Origin of the sequence: Mesorhizobium sp. ESP6-5 (assembly GCF_020164695.1) — a bacterium.
GTDB lineage: Bacteria > Pseudomonadota > Alphaproteobacteria > Rhizobiales > Rhizobiaceae > Mesorhizobium > Mesorhizobium australicum.
In genome coordinates, this window is record NZ_JAIUGR010000004.1 from 234,485 (window position 1) to 250,963 (window position 16,479).

General features: G+C 64.4%; 15 protein-coding genes. 11 read left to right on the forward strand and 4 right to left on the reverse strand.

Annotation, left to right across the window (positions count from 1 at the left end):
- Positions 1 to 13: 13 nt before the first annotated feature.
- A complete protein-coding gene (locus LB524_RS08055) occupies positions 14 to 1,123 on the reverse strand; it encodes a Gfo/Idh/MocA family protein (protein ID WP_224525082.1) in 1,110 nt (369 codons plus the stop codon).
- A 150-nt stretch (positions 1,124 to 1,273) separates the two neighbouring features.
- Here LB524_RS08055 and LB524_RS08060 point away from each other — a divergent pair, with 150 nt between their 5' ends.
- From LB524_RS08060 to LB524_RS08110, 11 genes are all read left to right on the forward strand, one after another.
- Entirely contained in the window at positions 1,274 to 2,119 is an 846-nt protein-coding gene (locus LB524_RS08060) for a MurR/RpiR family transcriptional regulator (RefSeq protein WP_015314557.1), read from the forward strand.
- A 158-nt stretch (positions 2,120 to 2,277) separates the two neighbouring features.
- Complete coding sequence (locus LB524_RS08065; protein ID WP_140660211.1) at positions 2,278 to 4,212, forward strand: bifunctional 5-dehydro-2-deoxygluconokinase/5-dehydro-2-deoxyphosphogluconate aldolase; 1,935 nt, start codon at positions 2,278 to 2,280, stop codon at positions 4,210 to 4,212.
- A 38-nt stretch (positions 4,213 to 4,250) separates the two neighbouring features.
- Complete coding sequence (gene iolD / locus LB524_RS08070) at positions 4,251 to 6,101, forward strand: 3D-(3,5/4)-trihydroxycyclohexane-1,2-dione acylhydrolase (decyclizing) (protein ID WP_224525086.1); 1,851 nt, start codon at positions 4,251 to 4,253, stop codon at positions 6,099 to 6,101.
- 107 nt (positions 6,102 to 6,208) lie between these two features.
- Complete coding sequence (gene iolE, locus LB524_RS08075) at positions 6,209 to 7,126, forward strand: myo-inosose-2 dehydratase (RefSeq protein ID WP_224525089.1); 918 nt, start codon at positions 6,209 to 6,211, stop codon at positions 7,124 to 7,126.
- Positions 7,127 to 7,189: 63 nt separating this feature from the next.
- On the forward strand, positions 7,190 to 7,402 hold the full coding sequence (locus LB524_RS08080) for a DUF3329 domain-containing protein (RefSeq protein WP_224525092.1): 213 nt from the start codon (positions 7,190 to 7,192) through the stop codon (positions 7,400 to 7,402).
- A gap of 176 nt (positions 7,403 to 7,578) precedes the next feature.
- Positions 7,579 to 8,391 carry a 5-deoxy-glucuronate isomerase gene (gene iolB / locus LB524_RS08085; RefSeq protein ID WP_224525108.1) on the forward strand — a complete coding sequence of 271 codons (813 nt, stop codon included), beginning with the start codon at positions 7,579 to 7,581 and terminating at the stop codon, positions 8,389 to 8,391.
- A 152-nt stretch (positions 8,392 to 8,543) separates the two neighbouring features.
- Positions 8,544 to 9,251, forward strand: a complete 708-nt coding sequence (locus LB524_RS08090; RefSeq protein ID WP_140615355.1) for a DUF1045 domain-containing protein — start codon at positions 8,544 to 8,546, stop codon at positions 9,249 to 9,251.
- Between the two features lie 36 nt (positions 9,252 to 9,287).
- Complete coding sequence (locus LB524_RS08095) at positions 9,288 to 10,427, forward strand: alpha-D-ribose 1-methylphosphonate 5-triphosphate diphosphatase (RefSeq protein WP_140824240.1); 1,140 nt, start codon at positions 9,288 to 9,290, stop codon at positions 10,425 to 10,427.
- On the forward strand, positions 10,424 to 11,053 hold the full coding sequence (phnN, locus tag LB524_RS08100; protein ID WP_224525109.1) for a phosphonate metabolism protein/1,5-bisphosphokinase (PRPP-forming) PhnN: 630 nt from the start codon (positions 10,424 to 10,426) through the stop codon (positions 11,051 to 11,053). The genes LB524_RS08095 and phnN overlap by 4 nt, the downstream gene beginning before the upstream one ends.
- Before the next feature lie 134 nt (positions 11,054 to 11,187).
- Positions 11,188 to 11,943 (forward strand): COG4280 domain-containing protein, encoded by a 756-nt coding sequence (locus LB524_RS08105; protein WP_224525111.1) that lies wholly within the window; start codon positions 11,188 to 11,190, stop codon positions 11,941 to 11,943.
- Positions 11,940 to 12,155 (forward strand): hypothetical protein, encoded by a 216-nt coding sequence (locus tag LB524_RS08110; protein WP_140615349.1) that lies wholly within the window; start codon positions 11,940 to 11,942, stop codon positions 12,153 to 12,155. The genes LB524_RS08105 and LB524_RS08110 overlap by 4 nt, the downstream gene beginning before the upstream one ends.
- A gap of 101 nt (positions 12,156 to 12,256) precedes the next feature.
- Here the strand turns inward: LB524_RS08110 and LB524_RS08115 are convergent, their stop codons facing one another.
- The 3 genes from LB524_RS08115 to LB524_RS08125 form a co-directional block, all read right to left on the reverse strand.
- Positions 12,257 to 13,252: an ABC transporter permease gene (locus LB524_RS08115; RefSeq protein WP_224525114.1), complete on the reverse strand. Its 996-nt coding sequence runs from the start codon at positions 13,250 to 13,252 to the stop codon at positions 12,257 to 12,259.
- A 12-nt stretch (positions 13,253 to 13,264) separates the two neighbouring features.
- Positions 13,265 to 14,809: a sugar ABC transporter ATP-binding protein gene (locus LB524_RS08120; protein WP_015314545.1), complete on the reverse strand. Its 1,545-nt coding sequence runs from the start codon at positions 14,807 to 14,809 to the stop codon at positions 13,265 to 13,267.
- Positions 14,810 to 14,930: 121 nt separating this feature from the next.
- The gene (locus LB524_RS08125; protein ID WP_015314544.1) at positions 14,931 to 15,893 is read right to left on the reverse strand and encodes a sugar-binding protein; all 963 of its coding nucleotides are present in this window, start codon (positions 15,891 to 15,893) and stop codon (positions 14,931 to 14,933) included.
- Between the last annotated feature and the right edge of the window lie 586 nt (positions 15,894 to 16,479).

The window sequence follows — 16,479 nt, forward strand, 5'->3', positions numbered from 1 at the left end:
AGCATAGCGAACCCTACCTTACGTCCACCCAGCGCTTCTCCTCGAAGGAGCGCGCCATGGCGTGCACGGTGCGCTCGATCTCCAGTCCTTCGGCGAACTCGATGAGCCGGGCCGGCTTGCCGGCAAGCCGTGTCAGCAATTCATGGCATTCGATGATCTTGAGGTCGTTGAAGCCGAGGCTGTGGCCGGGCGCCGGCACGAAGAGGTCATAGGGCCTGTGCTGCGGCGCCACCAGAATGGTGCGGTAGCCCTGTTCGGTGGGTCGGTCGGACGTCAGGTAGAGCTGGAATTCGTTCATCCGCTCCTGGTCGAACAGGATCGATCCCTTGGACCCGAAGATCTGGATGGCGATGCGGCCCTTGCGGCCCCAGGCCGAGCGGTTGACCTGCAGCGTGCCGGCAATGCCGTTGTCCAGATGCATCAGCACGCTGGCGATGTCGTAGGTCTCCACCGCGCGCCGGCCGCCTGAAGCCAGCTTGCGGTCGGCATAGGGTTTGGCCATGTCGCAGATGACGCTGCCGACGCGGCCGAACAGCGCCGAGACCAGCGACAGCGGATGCACGGCGAAATCGTCGAGCGCGCCATAGCCGGAAGTCGCCTCGTGCTTCCAGAAGAACAGCGCCTCGGGATCAGCCATGAAATCCTCGTCCATCTCGATGCGCAGATGGTTGACCTCGCCGATGATCTTCTCGTCGAGCAGCGCGCCGATGTGGCGGATGGCCGGGCTCTGGATGTAGTTGTAGCCAAGCGCGGCGACCCTGCCTGATTTCTTCGCCGCGGCCGCCATCGCCTCGGCTTCGGCAAAGCTCGGCGCCATCGGTTTTTCGCACCACAGATGCTTGCCGGCTTCGAGGACAGCGATGGCCATTTCCGGGTGGAACTGGTTCGGCGTTGTCAGCGAGACGATATCCACCTCCGGGTCGTTGACGACGGCGCGCCAGTCACTGGTGGCTTTGGCGAAGCCGAACTCGCCTGCCTTGCGCCTGGCGAGCTCCTCATTGACCTCGCCCAGATGGACGAGCCGTGGTTTGGCCGCATCGGGGAAGACGGCCCCAACGGCGCTCCACGCGATGGCATGGCATTTGCCCATGAAACCCGTGCCGATAAGACCGACGCCAACCATTTTTCGTTCCTCCGCTGCCATAAGCTGAGTGGATGAATTAGTCCATTTTTTCCAGGAATGGAATGTCTGCCTCATTTTTTATGGCGTTCTTGCGCAGGCTCGCTATGATGGGGCAGAGAGGGTGTCCAGACAGGCTTGGGCAGAGGGACGATGGACGAACAGGTACCTCGCGACTTCGAGACGCTGCGTGCCACGATTCTGGACCGGCGCGAGAGCCTGCCCAAGCGCATCGCCCAGATCGCCGCCTACGCGCTCGACAATCCCGACGACATCGCCTTTGGTACCGCCGCCAGCATCGCCGCTTCGGCCGGCGTGCAGCCCTCGACCCTGATCCGTTTTGCCCAGCAACTCGGCTTCGACGGTTTTACCAGCCTGCAGCAGGTGTTCCGCGAGCGGCTGCGCGAGCGCAACTCTTCCTATGACGAGCGGCTGCAGGCGCTGCGCGCCAAGGCCGAGGGCGGTGCCGGCCACCGGGCGATCTTCGATGGCTTCATCGCCGCCGCCAGCACCTCCCTCAACGACATTTCCCGCACGCTGGACGATGCGCATCTGGAAGACGCGATTTCGCTGCTGGCGAAGGCGCAGACCATCTATGTCTTGGCCAAGCGACGCTCCTATCCAGTGGCTTCCTACATCGCCTATGCGCTCGGCAAGCTGAAGATCCGCAACCAACTGATCGAATCGGCCGCCGGCCTGAATGCCGAGATGGTCGGCTTCGCCACACCGGCGGACGCCGTCATCGCCATCAGCTTCTCGCCCTACGCGCCGGCCACGATCGAGGAGGCGCGCGCCATTTCCGAGCAGGGCGTGCCGATCGTCGCCATCACCGACAGCTCGTTCTCGCCGCTCGCCCAGTTCGCCAGGGTCTGGTTCGAGGTTGCCGAGGCGGATTTCGCCGGCTTCCGTTCGCTGTCGGCGACAATGGCGCTGGCCATGGCGCTGACCGTCGGCGTCGGCGAGAAGCGGCGCGACGCGAGCCGTAAGCGCAAGGCTTGATCAGGCGTCCCATCAAGGCAATTTTAGCCTAGGGAATGCTCATTCCATATTGACTATGGATTGGAATTATTATTTCATATTGCCGGCGCCACGCAGCCGCTCGCGCGTGTTACCCAAAACAATGTTGTCCATGACGACAAGACCGACGGGAGGTTCCAATGAGCGAAGCCGTGGACGCAAGACAGGCGCCGCTCGATGTCATCACCATCGGCCGCGCGTCCGTCGACCTCTATGGCCAGCAGATCGGCTCGCGGCTGGAGGACATCACCTCCTTCGCCAAGTCGGTCGGCGGCTGCCCGGCCAATATTTCGGTCGGTACGGCAAGGCTCGGGCTGCGCTCGGCTCTGCTGACGCGCGTCGGCGACGAGCAGATGGGCCGCTTCATCCGCGAGCAGCTGAAACGCGAAGGCGTCAACACCGACGGTCTGAAGACCGACAAGGAGCGGTTGACCGCTCTGGTTCTGCTTTCGGTCGAGAGCGAAGGCGTTTCGCCGATGATTTTCTACCGATCCGACTGTGCCGACATGGCGCTGGCCGAGGAGGATATCGATGAGGCGTTTATTGCCTCGGCCCGTTCGATCGTCGTCACCGGCACGCATTTTTCCCGCCCCAACAGCGATGCCGCCCAGCGCAAGGCGATCCGCATCATGAAGGCCAGGGGTGGCAAGGTCGTGTTCGATATCGACTATCGCCCGAATTTGTGGGGCCTTGCCGGCCACGCCGAAGGCTTTGAGCGCTATGTCAAATCCGACCGCGTCTCGGCCCAGTTGAAGACGGTGCTGCCCGATTGCGACCTCATCGTCGGCACCGAGGAAGAGATCATGATCGCGTCCGGCGCCGACGACTGCCTGAGCGCGCTGAAGACGATCCGCTCCCTGTCCTCGGCCACCATCGTCCTGAAGCGCGGCGCCATGGGCTGCATCGTCTATGACGGACCGATCAGCGACGATCTCGAGGACGGCGTCGTCGGCAAGGGTTTCCCGATCGAGATCTACAATGTGCTGGGCGCCGGTGACGCCTTCATGTCCGGTCTGCTGCGCGGCTGGCTCGGCGGTGAAAGCCTTGCCACGGCGGCGACCTGGGCCAATGCCTGCGGCGCCTTCGCCGTGTCGCGGCTGCTCTGCGCGCCGGAATATCCGACCTTCGAGGAGCTGCGGTTCTTTCTCGAGAACGGCAGCAAGCATCGCGCGCTGCGCAAGGACGAGGCGATCAATCACATCCATTGGGCGACGACACGCCGGCGCGACATCCCCTCGCTGATGGCGCTCGCCTGCGATCACCGTGTGCAGCTCGAGGATGTGGCGACCAAGACCGGCGCCGATCCGGCACGCATCCGTAATTTCAAGGTGCTGGCGGTCAAGGCAGCGGCCAAGGTCGCGGCCGGCCGCGACGGCTATGGCATGCTGATAGACGAGAAACATGGCCGCGAGGCGATGTTCGAATTCGCTCGCCACCCCTTCGCCTGGCTCGGACGCCCGGTGGAACTGCCGGGCTCGCGGCCGTTGCGCTTCGAATTCTCGCAGGACATCGGCTCGCAGCTTACCGAATGGCCCGTCGACCACTGCATCAAGTGCCTGTGCTTCTATCATCCCGACGATCCGGCGGAACTGAAGGAAGAACAGCAGCAGAAGCTGCGCGCGCTGTTCGAGGCCGCGCGCAAAGTTGGACGCGAACTTCTCATCGAGATCATCGCCGGCAAGCACGGCAAGCTCGACGACACGACGATCCCGCGCGCGCTGGAGGAACTCTATGCACTCGGCATCAAGCCGGACTGGTGGAAGCTCGAACCGCAGGCGTCGAGCGGCGCGTGGGCCAAGATCGAGGCGGTGATCCTGAAGCATGATCCCTGGTGCCGGGGCATCGTGCTGCTTGGCCTGGAGGCGCCGCAGGACGAGTTGGAGGCCGCTTTTGCCGCCACGGCCAACGCGCCCATCGTCAAGGGCTTTGCCGTCGGGCGCACCATCTTCGTCCACGCAGCCGAACAATGGCTGGCCGGCAGGATGTCCGACGACGAGGCTGTCGCCGACATGGCGTCGCGCTTCGAACAGTTGACCGAAGCGTGGCTTGCCGCGCGCGGCCGCAAGGCGGCATAACAAGGCGCAACGGCGTAGGGACTGCGGAGGAAAACACCATGAGCAAGACAATCCGCCTGACGATGGCGCAGGCGCTGACCCGCTTCCTGTCCCGCCAGATGACCGAGATCGACGGGAGAAAAACGCCAATCTTCGGCGGCGTCTGGGCGATCTTCGGCCACGGCAATGTCGCCGGCATCGGCGAGGCGCTCTACCAGGTGCGCGACGAGTTGCCGACCTTCCGCGCCCACAATGAGCAGGCGATGGCGCATGCGGCGATCGCCTATGGCAAGGCCAATTTCCGCCGCCGTTTCATGGCCGCGACCTCTTCGATCGGCCCTGGCGCGCTGAACATGGTGACGGCGGCGGCCCTCGCCCACGTAAACAGGTTGCCCGTCCTGTTTTTGCCGGGCGACGTCTTTGCCAACCGCATTCCCGATCCCGTGCTGCAGCAGGCCGAGGATTTTTCCGACGGCACGGCGACGGTCAACGACTGCTTCCGCCCGGTGTCGCGCTATTTCGACCGCATCACCCGGCCGGAGCAGATCATCCCGGCGCTGAGCCGCGCCATGCAGGTGCTGACCGATCCGGCCGAATGCGGCCCGGTGACTTTGTCGCTTTGCCAGGACGTGCAGGCCGAGGCCTATGACTATCCCGAGAGTTTCTTTGCCGAGCGGATCTGGCGCCAGCGCCGGCCGCGTCCGGACCGTGACGAACTGGCGGCGGCCGTGGCGGCGCTCAAGGGAGCCAGGAAGCCGCTGATCATCGCCGGCGGCGGCGTGCTCTACTCCCAGGCTTCCGACGAACTGGCCAAGTTCGCCCAAGCCGCCGGCATTCCGGTCTGCGAAACGCAAGGCGGCAAGTCCTCGCTGCCGGACGATCACCAACTCAACATGGCGGCCGTCGGTGTTACCGGCACTTCGGCCGCCAACCGACTGGCGGAAGAGGCCGACGTCGTGCTGGCCATCGGCACGCGGCTGCAGGATTTCACCACCGGCTCGTGGGCGCTGTTCAAGAATTCCGGCAAGACCATCATCGGGCTCAACGTGCAGCCCTTCGATGCCGGCAAGCACCGGGCGCTGCCGCTGGTCGCGGATGCCTGGGAAGGGCTGGCCGAGTTGGCAACCGCTCTGCAAGGCTGGAAGGCGCCCGCCGCCTGGACCGACAATGCGGCCGCCGGCAAGAAGGCTTGGCAGGCCGATGCGGCCAAGGTGACGGCCTCGACCAACGCTGCTTTCCCCTCGGATGCGCAGGTGATCGGCGCCGTGCAGCGCGCCATGGGCTCAGGCGTGACGCTGCTGCATGCGGCAGGCGGACTTCCCGGCGAACTGCACAAGCTCTGGCAGGCCGGTGCGCCGGGCTCCTACCACGCCGAATATGGCTTCTCGACGATGGGTTACGAGATCGCCGGCGGGCTCGGCACCAAGATGGCCAAGCCCGACGAGGAGGTCGTCGTCATGATCGGCGACGGCTCCTACTTGATGCTCAACTCCGAGATCGTCACCTCGGTGATGCTCGGCCTGAAGCTGACCGTGGTGCTGCTCGACAATAGGGGTTTTGGCTGCATCAACCGGCTGCAGATGGCGACCGGCGGCGCCAACTTCAACAATCTCTTGCAGGACTCGCGCCATGAAATCCTGCCCGACATCGACTTTGCCGCGCATGCGGCGAGCATGGGCGCGATATCAGAGAAAGTGCCGTCGATCGCCGAGCTGGAAAACGCGCTGCAAAAAGCCAAGAAGAACGACCGCACCACCGTGCTGGTCATCGACACCGATCCGCTGGTTTCGACCGATGCCGGCGGCCATTGGTGGGACGTAGCGGTGCCCGAGGTCTCGGCACGGCCTCAAGTGAACGCCGCGCGCAAGGCCTATGACGAGAAGCGGCGGATGCAGAGCGTCGGCGATTGACGCCAGCTCCCTTCTCCCCGTCACGATACGGGGAGAAGGTGCCGGCAGGCGGATGAGGGGCGGCGCTAGCGCCAAAAAATTGAACTGTCTAATCCCGGAGTGACGACTTGAAAGCCAAATTGGGCATGTCCCCCATCGCGTGGTGGAACGACGATCTTGCCGAACTGAGCGATGACGTGTCGCTGGAGGAATGTCTGCGCCAGTCGCGCTCTGCCGGCTTCACCGGCATGGAGATGGGCCGGCGCTTTCCCAACGACCCCGCCATCATGCTGCCGATCCTGAAGGCCGCCGACGTGACGCTGTGCGGCGGCTGGTTTTCCGGCACGCTGGTCGATGAGGAGATGGCTGCCAACAAGGACCGCATCCAGCCGATGATCGACCTGTTCAAGGCAGTCGACGCGCCCTGCATCGTCTATGGCGAGGTCGGCCGCTCGATCCAGGGCGACCGTTCCAAGCCGCTCGCCACCAAGCCGAAGCTCACTGGCGACGAGATGAAGGCCTACGCGCGGCGCCTGACCGAATTCGGCGAATGGTGCGCCGAGCAAGGCATGCCGCTGTCCTATCACCATCACATGGCGGCCGTGGTCGAGACCGAGCCGGAGCTCGACGCCTTCATGCGCCATTCCGGCGAAGGCATCCCACTGCTGCTCGATGCCGGACACCTCGCCTTTGCCGGCGGCGACGTGCTGCGCGCCATCGACCATCATCACAAGCGCATCAGCCACGTCCATGTGAAGGACGTGCGCATGGGCGTGATCGAGAAGCTCGACCGTACGAGGCAGTCCTTCCTCGATGCCGTGGCGCTCGGCGCCTTCACCGTGCCGGGCGACGGTTCCCTCGATTTCGGCGCCATCGTGCAGCGCTTCGCCGACCACGGCTATGAAGGCTGGTTCGTGGTCGAGGCCGAGCAGGACCCGAAGAAGAACCCGCCGCTGAAGATGGCGCAGGTTGGCCACAAGGAGCTGATGCGGGTGATGACATCAGCCGGCTACACGGTGGAGACGCAAGGGTTTCCGAATGCCTGAAGACTGGATTAGCCGTGACGCGCGGTCTATCTGAGGACAGGCTGCTGAATTTCGGATGGCGCGATGAAAGACTATGAACACCCGTTCTTCCGCCCGCTGTGGCGGCGCATCGCCGTCGTGGCCGTCTGCCTCATCTGGTCGGTCATCGAGTTCGCCACCGGCACGCCGTTCTGGGGCGTCATCGCGCTCGGCTTTGCCGGCTACGGCGCATGGCAATTTTTTTATCTTTATAAGCCGGCCGACGAGACGAAGCCTCCGGCCGATCCGAAGGAATAGGCGGTCCATGGCGCGAGCAGTTTTGTGGATTGGATACTGCGAGCGTAACGGATCGCACACGTCGGCGATTGGCCGAAACGCCCCTCGCTTCGTCATCCTAGGGTCTTCGCGACGGAGCTTCGCTCCTGCTCCGCCCCAGGATGACGAAGTTGGAAGGCTAGGATAGGAGAGACAAAATGTCGAAACTGCTCGTCAAGGCCGACAAGGGCCATGGCCGCGTCGCCCATGTGACGCCGAAAAGCGCCGGCTGGACCTATGTCGGTTTCGACCTGCATCGGCTGAAGCCGGGCGAAAGCGCCTCGGGAACGACGGAAGACCGCGAAGTCTGCCTGGTGTTCCTGACCGGCAAGGGTACCGCGAAAGCCGGCGGCAAGGATCTCGGCCTGCTCGGCGAGCGCATGTCGCCCTTCGATGGCAAGCCGTGGTCGGTCTACGTGCCGCAGGGATCGGACTGGTCGGTAACGGCCGATACCGAGCTGGAACTTGGCGTCTGCTCGGCGCCTGGTCTTGGCGGTGGCCTGCCGGTCCGGGTGATCGGACCGGACGATCTCGGCCAGGAGGTGCGCGGCAAGGGCACCAATACGCGCTACGTCACCAACATCCTGCCGGAAGGCCAGCCGGCCGACTCGTTGCTGGTCGTCGAGGTCATCACGCCCGGCGGTCACACGTCGAGCTACCCGCCGCACAAGCATGACCAGGACAATCTGCCTGCCGAATCCTATCTGGAGGAAACCTACTACCATCGCCTCAACCCGCCGCAGGGCTTTGCCTTCCAGCGCGTCTACACCGATGCCGACAAAAGCGGACATCGTGCGCTGGACGAAGCCATGGCGATCGAGGACGGCGATGTGGTCCTGGTGCCCAAGGGCTATCACCCCTGTGCCGCCTGCCACGGCTATGACCTCTATTATCTCAATGTGATGGCCGGACCGAAGCGGACCTGGAAATTCCACAATGCGCCCGAGCACGAATGGTTGATGAAGGCCTGACCGTCTCGCGTTTCCGGCCGAACTTATTGGTCCAGCTGGGAAAAATCGTCGGCTAAGGACCCTAGGGGTCGATTTGCCTTCTAAAACCCGTCAAAGCTTCGTCAATCCGTCATGGAAATCACCTATGGCAGCAGTTCTGACGAGGACTTCCCATGCGTTATGCCATTTATTTCACCCCCCGGCAGGACGAGCCGCTGGCGCGCATCGCCGCCGACTGGCTGGGCCGCGATCCGTTCGGTGCCGCGACCAGGCCGGTTGAGGCCGTTGCCGATCTGTCGGCGGCGGAAGTGGCCTTCCACACCGCCTCGGCACGCCGCTACGGCTTTCACGCGACGCTGAAGGCGCCCTTCCACCTGGCTGCCACGGAGACCGAGACCTCGCTGCGCGCGGCGCTGGATCATTTTGCCGAGGTTACGCCTGTCGTCACGATCCCGCGCCTGGTCGTCAGCCAGATCGACAGCTTCTTCGCGCTGGTGCCGGAAGGGCCGCTGCCGCCGCTCAACCGCTTCGCCGACAATGTGGTACGCGATTTCGACCGGTTTCGCGCGCCGCTGTCCGAGGCCGAGATCGAGCGGCGCAGCCCGGATTCGCTGAAGCCGGCCGAGTTTCGCAATCTCTGCCAATGGGGCTATCCCTATGTCTTCGAGACCTTCCGCTTCCACATGACCCTGTCCGGCCGGGCCGGCCCACAGGAAAGCCCTCGCCTGCGCGCGGCGATCGACAGCCTGTTCGCCGATGTGTTGCGCCAGCCCGTGCTCGTGGACGCGCTGACATTGTTCGTCGAACCCGAACCCGGCGCGCCATTCATGGTGCTTTCCCAGCACGCGCTCGGACGCCGCCCGGCCCGGAAAACCGCCTGAACGAAACCCGACTGCAAGAACCAAGGACTACCCGCAATGACCGCCGAAACTGTTCTTTCCAACGCCCGCATCGTTCTTGCCGACGAGATCGTCGAAGGCTCACTGGTGCTGCGCGATGGCTTGATCGCCGGCATCGATGCCGGTGCTGCCCGGACCGGCGAGGACATGGGCGGCGACTTTATCATTCCAGGGCTGGTCGAACTCCACACCGACCATCTCGAGGGCCATTATGCGCCGCGGCCGAAAGTGCGCTGGAACCCGATCGCCGCGGTGCTCGCCCATGACGCGCAGGTGGCGACCGCCGGCATCACGACCGTGCTAGATGCCTTGCGCGTCGGCATGGACGAGGACGCCGACCTGACATTGGACGACATCCGCAAGCTGGCCGATGCGATCGAGGACAGCGTCGCGCGGGATCGTCTGCGGGCCGATCACTTCCTGCATCTTCGCTGCGAGGTTTCAGCGCCGGATTGCCTCAACGCATTCGCCAATTTCGACGGTGACGAACGGGTCAAGCTGGCGTCGCTGATGGACCACGCGCCGGGCCAGCGCCAGTTCGTCAACCTTGAAACCTATGCCTACTACTACCAGCGCAAGCTGAAACTCTCGGATCGCGATTTCCAGAAATTCTGCGAGAAGCGGATGGACGAATCGGCACGCAACTCCGGGCCGAACCGCGTCTTCATCGCCGCCGCCTGCCAGGAGCGCGGCATCGTGCTCGCCAGCCATGACGATGCGACGTCCGCTCATGTCGACGAGGCCATCGAGCAGGGCGTGCGGGTCGCCGAGTTCCCGACCACCGAGGAAGCGGCGCGGGCCTCGAAGGCCGCCGGGCTCGGCGTGCTGATGGGCGCGCCGAATGTCATGCGCGGCGCCTCGCATTCGGGCAATGTCTCGGCACGCACCTTGGCCAGCGATGGCCTGCTCGACATCCTGTCGTCCGACTACATTCCCTTCAGCCTGATCCAGTCGGCCTTCTTCCTGGGCGACATGGTGGAAGGCATTTCGCTGCCGCAGGCCGTCGCCATGGTTTCCAAAAACCCGGCGCAGGCAGTCGGCCTCGACGACCGCGGCGTCATCGAGCAGGGTCGTCGCGCCGATCTGGTGCGCGTGCGCGTCGACGATCATGTTCCGGTCGTGCGCACCGTCTGGCGGCAGGGGCGCCGGGTGGCATGATGGTGTCGGCCTCGATCGAGCGCGAACTGTCCGCCGAAACCTTTCCGATCCGTCACGGCGTCTTTGTCGCCGTCGTGGGCCCCAGCGGTGCCGGCAAGGACACGGTGATCGGCTACGCCAAGGCGCTGTTTGCCGACGAGACGCAGCTGGAGTTCGTGCGCCGCGTCATCACCAGGCCGAGCGATGCGGCGAGCGAGGACCACGATACGCTGGCCGACGCCGCCTTCGCCGAGGCCGATGCCGACGGCGCTTTCGCCGTCTCCTGGGAAGCGCATGGCCTGCGCTATGGCCTGCCTGCCGATGTCGACTGGTCTGTTTCCAATGGACATGTCGCCGTCGCCAACGTGTCGCGCGCGATCATCCCCACCTTGCGCGAGCGCTATGCCAATCTGGCGATCGTCGAGATCACCGCTTCGCCCGAGGTGCTGGCCGAGCGGCTGGCCATGCGCGGCCGCGAGTCGCGCGGCGAGGTGCTGGCGCGGCTGGCGCGCAGCGCCAATATGAGCTTGTCCGGCCCTGGCGTCACATCGATCGACAACAGCGGTCCGCGCGAAGTGGCCGGCGAGCGTTTCGCCGAAGTGCTGCGCAAGGCCATGGCCTTTTCCGACATATCGGGCCTGATCTGATCCGGACTTGTTTCACCCGCCTGCTTGCGCTGTCGCTGGAAACGCTCCGGGCTGCTGGCCGCATGGGGTGATTCTGGATTACGCTCCGGGGATTCGCCCCAGGGAATCAGGGGTCGAGCCAGACAGGAAGCTTCATGCAGACACTGACACCCGTCCTCTCGACAATCACGGCGGCATTTCTCGCCTCGCTGGTCGAGGTCGTCGAAGCTTTCACCATCGTGCTCGCGGTGGGGGTGACACGCAGCTGGCGCCCGGCATTGACCGGCGCCGCGCTGGCGCTGGCGGTGCTGGCGGCCCTGGTGCTGGCCTTCGGCCCGCTGCTGGCGCTGGTCCCGATCACCACGCTGCAGTTCGTCGTCGGGGTGCTGCTCATCCTGTTTGGTATGCGCTGGCTTCGAAAAGCCATCCTGCGCAGCGTCGGCGTCATTGCTCTGCATGACGAGGAAGCGGCCTTCGCCAAGGAAACCGCGGCCCTCCACCGGCAGGCCGCCGACCGGCGCGCCGACTACCTCGCCGGGCTGGCCTCGTTCAAGGCGGTGCTGCTCGAGGGTGTCGAGGTGGTGTTCATTGTCATTGCCGTCGGCGCCGCGCATGGGCAGACATTTTACGCCAGCATGGGTGCGCTGGCGGCTTTCATCCTGGTGATGCTTGTCGGCCTGGCCGTCCACCGGCCGCTGGCGCGCGTGCCCGAGAATGCGCTCAAATTCGTGGTCGGGCTGATGCTGACCAGCTTTGGCATCTTCTGGACCGGCGAAGGCATCGGCGCCCATTGGCCTGGCGCCGATCTTGCCCTGCTCGCCATCTTCGCCATCGTCGCGCTGGCGTCCTTCGCCATGGTGCGCTGGCTGCGCGGCATCCTTCCAACGGCAGCCGGAGGGCTCGCCCGATGAACGTCCTTCGTCTCGTTGCCAGGGAGGTCTTCGGCATGTTCGTCGATGACGGCAATCTGGCGCTGCTGTCGCTGGTCCTGGTGGCCGCCGTTACCGCGGCGGTGAAGTTGCTCGCGCTGCCGCCGCTGCTTGGCGGTGGGCTGTTGCTGGTCGGCTGCCTTGCCATCCTGTTGCAAAGCGTTCGCCGCGCCGCACGCCAGAGCGGCAGGTAATTTCAGCCAAGGCCGCACGGCGGATCACCAGAGGGTGGCCGCGAAAGGCACGCCACCCCGTCAGCGCCCAGCACCGGTAAGCTATTTCTGCCGGGACTGACCTATTCCGCGGCGGCGCCGACCGCGCCCTTGCGGGCGGCATCGACCATCCGCCGGCGCGCCCGGAACACACCCCATTGCTGGTCGACCAGCACGCCGATGAGGATGACGCCACCCATCACCGCGAAGTTGAGGGAGGAGGGAATGCCGAGCAGGTTGACGAGGTTCTGCAGTTCCTGCAGCAGCACCGTGCCGAGGATGACGCCGATCAGCGAGCCCTCGCCGCCGCGCAGAGAGAAGCCGCCGAGCACCGCGGCCGCAATGGCGTAGAGCTCGTAGAACTGGCCGTGGCTGGCCGGCGAGATCGAGCGCGTGTACATGGCGAAATAGATCGCCGACAGGGCGGTGAGCACGCCGCAGATGACGTAAGCCGCCATGACGACGCGGCCGGTGCGAATGCCGGAATATTTTGCCGCTTCCTCGTTCTTGCCGATGGCGTAGAGATAGCGCCCGAACACCGAGCGGTGCAGCACCACCCACATGACGATGGCGATGACGATCAGCGCGAAGAAGGAGTTCGGCACGCCCCAGGAGCGGCCGGCGGTCAGGAATTCGAGATCGGGAAAATTCTGCCCGAAGGCGAAACCGGCGGTGCCGTCGGCGGTGTAGAAGCGCGCGACGCCGCGATAGATCAAAAGCCCGCACAAGGTGACGACGAAGGGCTGCAGCTTGAGCCGCGTGATCAGCCAGCCATGCGCCAGGCCGATGATGGCGCCGAGCACCAGGATGAGCACGAAGGCAACAGGCCATCCCACGCCGCGCACGGCGATGAAGTCGATGAACAGCGTGCCCAGCAACGCGACAACGGAGCCGACGGACAGTTCGATGCCGCCGGTGATGATGACGAACGCCTGGCCGATGGAGAGGATGCCGAACAGGCCGATCAGGTTCGAGGTGTTGGCGAGGTTGATCGGCAAGAGGAAGCGCGGATTGATGATGGCGACGATCGCCCCGACCACCAGGATCAGGATCAGCAGGCCGAGATCTTTCTTTGTCATCGTCGTCTCCGCTTACGGCCTGTTCGCCGGTTTGCCCACCGCGAGCAAAAGCACGTTTTCCTGGCTGAACTGATCCTTGTCGAGAATGCCCGAGATCTGGCCCTCATGCATGACGGCGATGCGATCGGAGACGCCGATCACCTCTTCCATGTCGGAAGAGATCATCAGCACGGCGACGCCGGCGTCGGCCAATGCCCGCATCAGCCCGTAGATCTCGGCCTTGGCGCCGATATCGATGCCGCGCGTCGGCTCGTCGAGGATCATCACCTTCGGGTTCATGGCCAGCCATTTGCCGAGCACGACCTTCTGCTGGTTGCCGCCCGACAGCGTGCCGGTGCGCGTCTGCACCGAGGGCGCCTTGATGCCGAGGTTTTTCTTCTGCTTCTCGGCGGTGGCGGTCTCGGCGCTTGCGGAGACCAGCGAGCGCCTGGCATGCGCCGGCAGATTGGGGAGTGAAATATTCTGCGCGATCGACAGGTCGAGCAGGATGCCGGTCAGCTTGCGGTCTTCCGGCACAAGGAAGATGCCTTGCGCGACTGCGTCCGCCGCGCTGGCCAGCGTTAACGGCTTGCCGTTGAGCTCCAGCGTGCCGCCAAGGCTGGCTTCGATGCCGAAGAACACCCGCGCCAGTTCGGTTCGGCCGGAGCCGACAAGGCCGGCAAGGCCGAGGATTTCGCCGCGCCTGACGTCGAGATCGACCGGCCGGCTGGGGTAGGTGGGGGTGCGGACGGCCTTGGCCGCAAGCGCCACGGCGCCAGGCGCACGCGCCGCCTCGGAGGCCTTTTCGCGCTCCTTCAGCATGCGGCCGATCATCAGCTTGACCATCTGGTCGTGATTGATGTCGCGCTTGCCGAGCGTCCCGGCCAGCATGCCGTCGCGCAGCACCACGACGCGGTCGGCGACGCGCTCGATCTCATGCAGGCGGTGCGAGATGAAGATGACGCTGATGCCGTCGGCCTTCAGTGCCTTGATGACGTCGAGCAGCTTGTCGGTCTCGGCCAGCGGCAAGCTCGATGTAGGCTCGTCGAGGATCACCAGGCGCGCCTTGATCGACAGCGCCTTGGCGATCTCGACCATCTGCTGCTGCGCCAGCGACAGATCCGCGACCTGCGTGTCGGCGGAGAAGTTGGCGCCGACGCGCTTCAGCAGCGGCGCCACCATGTCGCGCAGTTTCGCGCGGTCGACCAGTCTCAGCGGTCCGGCGCGCAGCGGCTCGCGGCCGAAGAAGATGTTGGCGGCGACGTCGAGGTTTTCGAAGAGGTTGAGTTCCTGGTGGACGAAGGCGATGCCCGAACCCAGGCTCCCCTCCACGCTCAGGCCTTTGTGGGCGGCGCCGTCGACCGTGATGGCGCCGCTATCGGGCGTGGTAACGCCGCCGAGGATCTTCATCAGCGTCGATTTGCCGGCGCCATTCTCGCCGACCAGGCCGATGACCTCGCCCGGCCTGACCTCCATGGAAAACCCGTCGAGCGCCACGACGCCCGGATAGGTCTTGCGCACGTTCTCGAGGCTGAGAAACGGGGTGGTCGCCGCGATGGATGTGTCGGAATAATTCATCATGCCTGACAGCAGCCGGTGGGCCGAAATGGCCCGTTCTGCAGACTGACGACCCCGGCAGGGTTCGTCAATGCGAACAGCCGGCTCAAGCGAAGTTGAGCCGGCTGAACTGCTTCTGGTCTTAGTTTCCAGCCATCGCCTTGAGATTGGCGGCGTAAGCGTCGACGTCATCCTTGCCGATGATCTTGGTCGGGATGATGATCAAATTGCCGGCCGGGATGCCCGACTTGTCGCCCTTGAGATAGGCGGCCATCAGCTTCATGCCCTGATAGGCCCACTCGAAGGGCTGCTGCACGACGGTGGCGGCAATGGTGCCTTCCTTGACGCCGCCCAGCGTGATCGGATCGTCGTCGAAGCCGACGACGGTGATCGAGCCAAGCTTGCCGGCATCGCGCAGCGCTTCATAGATGCGTGGCGTGTTGTAGGAGTAGAAGCCGACCATGCAGGTGACGTCGGGGCTGGCGACCAGCGCGTCCTCGACATTCTTCTTGGCACGCGCCTGGTCAATGTCGTCGCCGCGTACGTCGACGAGTTCGATCTTGGTGCCGGCGAGGCCGTCCTTCATGCCCTGGATGCGCTCCTTGGCATTGTCGGCGCCGAGCAGGCCGACGAAGCCCAGGCACTTGCCGCCGTCCGGCATCGCCTTCTTGGCGATTTCGGCCGCCTGCTTGCCGGCGTCGACATTGGACGAGCCGATATAGGCGACACGCTTGGTCTGCGGGGCGTCGCTATCGGTGGTGAACAGCGCCGTTTGCGAAGCGATCTTGTTCAGGCCATCCGTCGAGGTCTTGGGATCGACGGCCGAGACCATGATGCCCTTGACGCCGGCGGTCACCAGGTCGTCCATCAGCCGCTGCTGGATGGCGACGGAGGATTGTTCGGGATATTTGAGTTCGAGCGTATAGTCGGGCAGTTCGCCCTGCGCCTTCTTGACGCCGGCTTCGGCCGCTTTCCAGAAGTCGGAAGCGCCGTTGACGACGAAGGCCAGCGTCGGCTTGTCGTCGGCGCGCGCGATTGCCGTCGCCGTCAGGCCGACAGCCAGGGCCGCGGCGGCCACGGATGCATTGCGTATCAAGGATTTCATGTTCAACCTCCCGTTTTGGTCAGTCGTAGGGCTGACCGGACTTGCTCACTGGATTGTCTTGCACACTAAATTTGTCTTGCTCACCTGAATTGCCGTCTGCGGCGTGGACGCCCTCCTCCTCAAGGGGTTCCCGGCAGTGAAAGAATGGCGTCGTTACCAGCCACGGCCACGGACTTTAGAGACTCATTCCTCGTTCGTAAATAGTCCGATTTGTCTGACATATCACATATCTGAGACATGGTTTGCGGAAGTCATATCCGCTCCCCATCGGGCCATTCACAGACACTTCCATCGCAGCCGGACCAATGGGGCCGGAGGCGATGGATTGACGGTATAGCGCATCCTTGTATTAGTAAACACTATTAGCAAACGACCGTTCCGGTGGCGCTCTGGTGTCACGGCCGAATCGGTTTGCCGACGCGGTGATGGCTGATCCCACGCAGCGGGGGCTTTGCGACCTCTGGTTTTGCGAGGGCTCGAGCCTGTATGGCGGGAGTGGGCCTAAGGATGGTAATAGTTATTAGTTCGGTCGATGCGCATGTGAATCGGAAGCGTCGCCTCATCTTGTCGGCCCGGCGGGCTACAG

Bases quoted from the DNA above. Each gene is read 5' to 3' on its own strand.
- LB524_RS08115 (WP_224525114.1), bottom strand. From the start codon at position 13,252: ATGACAAAGAAAGATCTCGGCCTGCTGATCCTGATCCTGGTGGTCGGG.
- LB524_RS08090 (WP_140615355.1), top strand. From the start codon at position 8,544: ATGCGTTATGCCATTTATTTCACCCCCCGGCAGGACGAGCCGCTGGCG.
- LB524_RS08125 (WP_015314544.1), bottom strand. From the start codon at position 15,893: ATGAAATCCTTGATACGCAATGCATCCGTGGCCGCCGCGGCCCTGGCT.
- iolB (WP_224525108.1), top strand. From the start codon at position 7,579: ATGTCGAAACTGCTCGTCAAGGCCGACAAGGGCCATGGCCGCGTCGCC.
- LB524_RS08110 (WP_140615349.1), top strand. From the start codon at position 11,940: ATGAACGTCCTTCGTCTCGTTGCCAGGGAGGTCTTCGGCATGTTCGTC.
- phnN (WP_224525109.1), top strand. From the start codon at position 10,424: ATGATGGTGTCGGCCTCGATCGAGCGCGAACTGTCCGCCGAAACCTTT.
- iolD (WP_224525086.1), top strand. From the start codon at position 4,251: ATGAGCAAGACAATCCGCCTGACGATGGCGCAGGCGCTGACCCGCTTC.
- LB524_RS08095 (WP_140824240.1), top strand. From the start codon at position 9,288: ATGACCGCCGAAACTGTTCTTTCCAACGCCCGCATCGTTCTTGCCGAC.
- LB524_RS08105 (WP_224525111.1), top strand. From the start codon at position 11,188: ATGCAGACACTGACACCCGTCCTCTCGACAATCACGGCGGCATTTCTC.
- LB524_RS08060 (WP_015314557.1), top strand. From the start codon at position 1,274: ATGGACGAACAGGTACCTCGCGACTTCGAGACGCTGCGTGCCACGATT.
- LB524_RS08065 (WP_140660211.1), top strand. From the start codon at position 2,278: ATGAGCGAAGCCGTGGACGCAAGACAGGCGCCGCTCGATGTCATCACC.
- LB524_RS08055 (WP_224525082.1), bottom strand. From the start codon at position 1,123: ATGGTTGGCGTCGGTCTTATCGGCACGGGTTTCATGGGCAAATGCCAT.
- LB524_RS08120 (WP_015314545.1), bottom strand. From the start codon at position 14,809: ATGAATTATTCCGACACATCCATCGCGGCGACCACCCCGTTTCTCAGC.
- LB524_RS08080 (WP_224525092.1), top strand. From the start codon at position 7,190: ATGAAAGACTATGAACACCCGTTCTTCCGCCCGCTGTGGCGGCGCATC.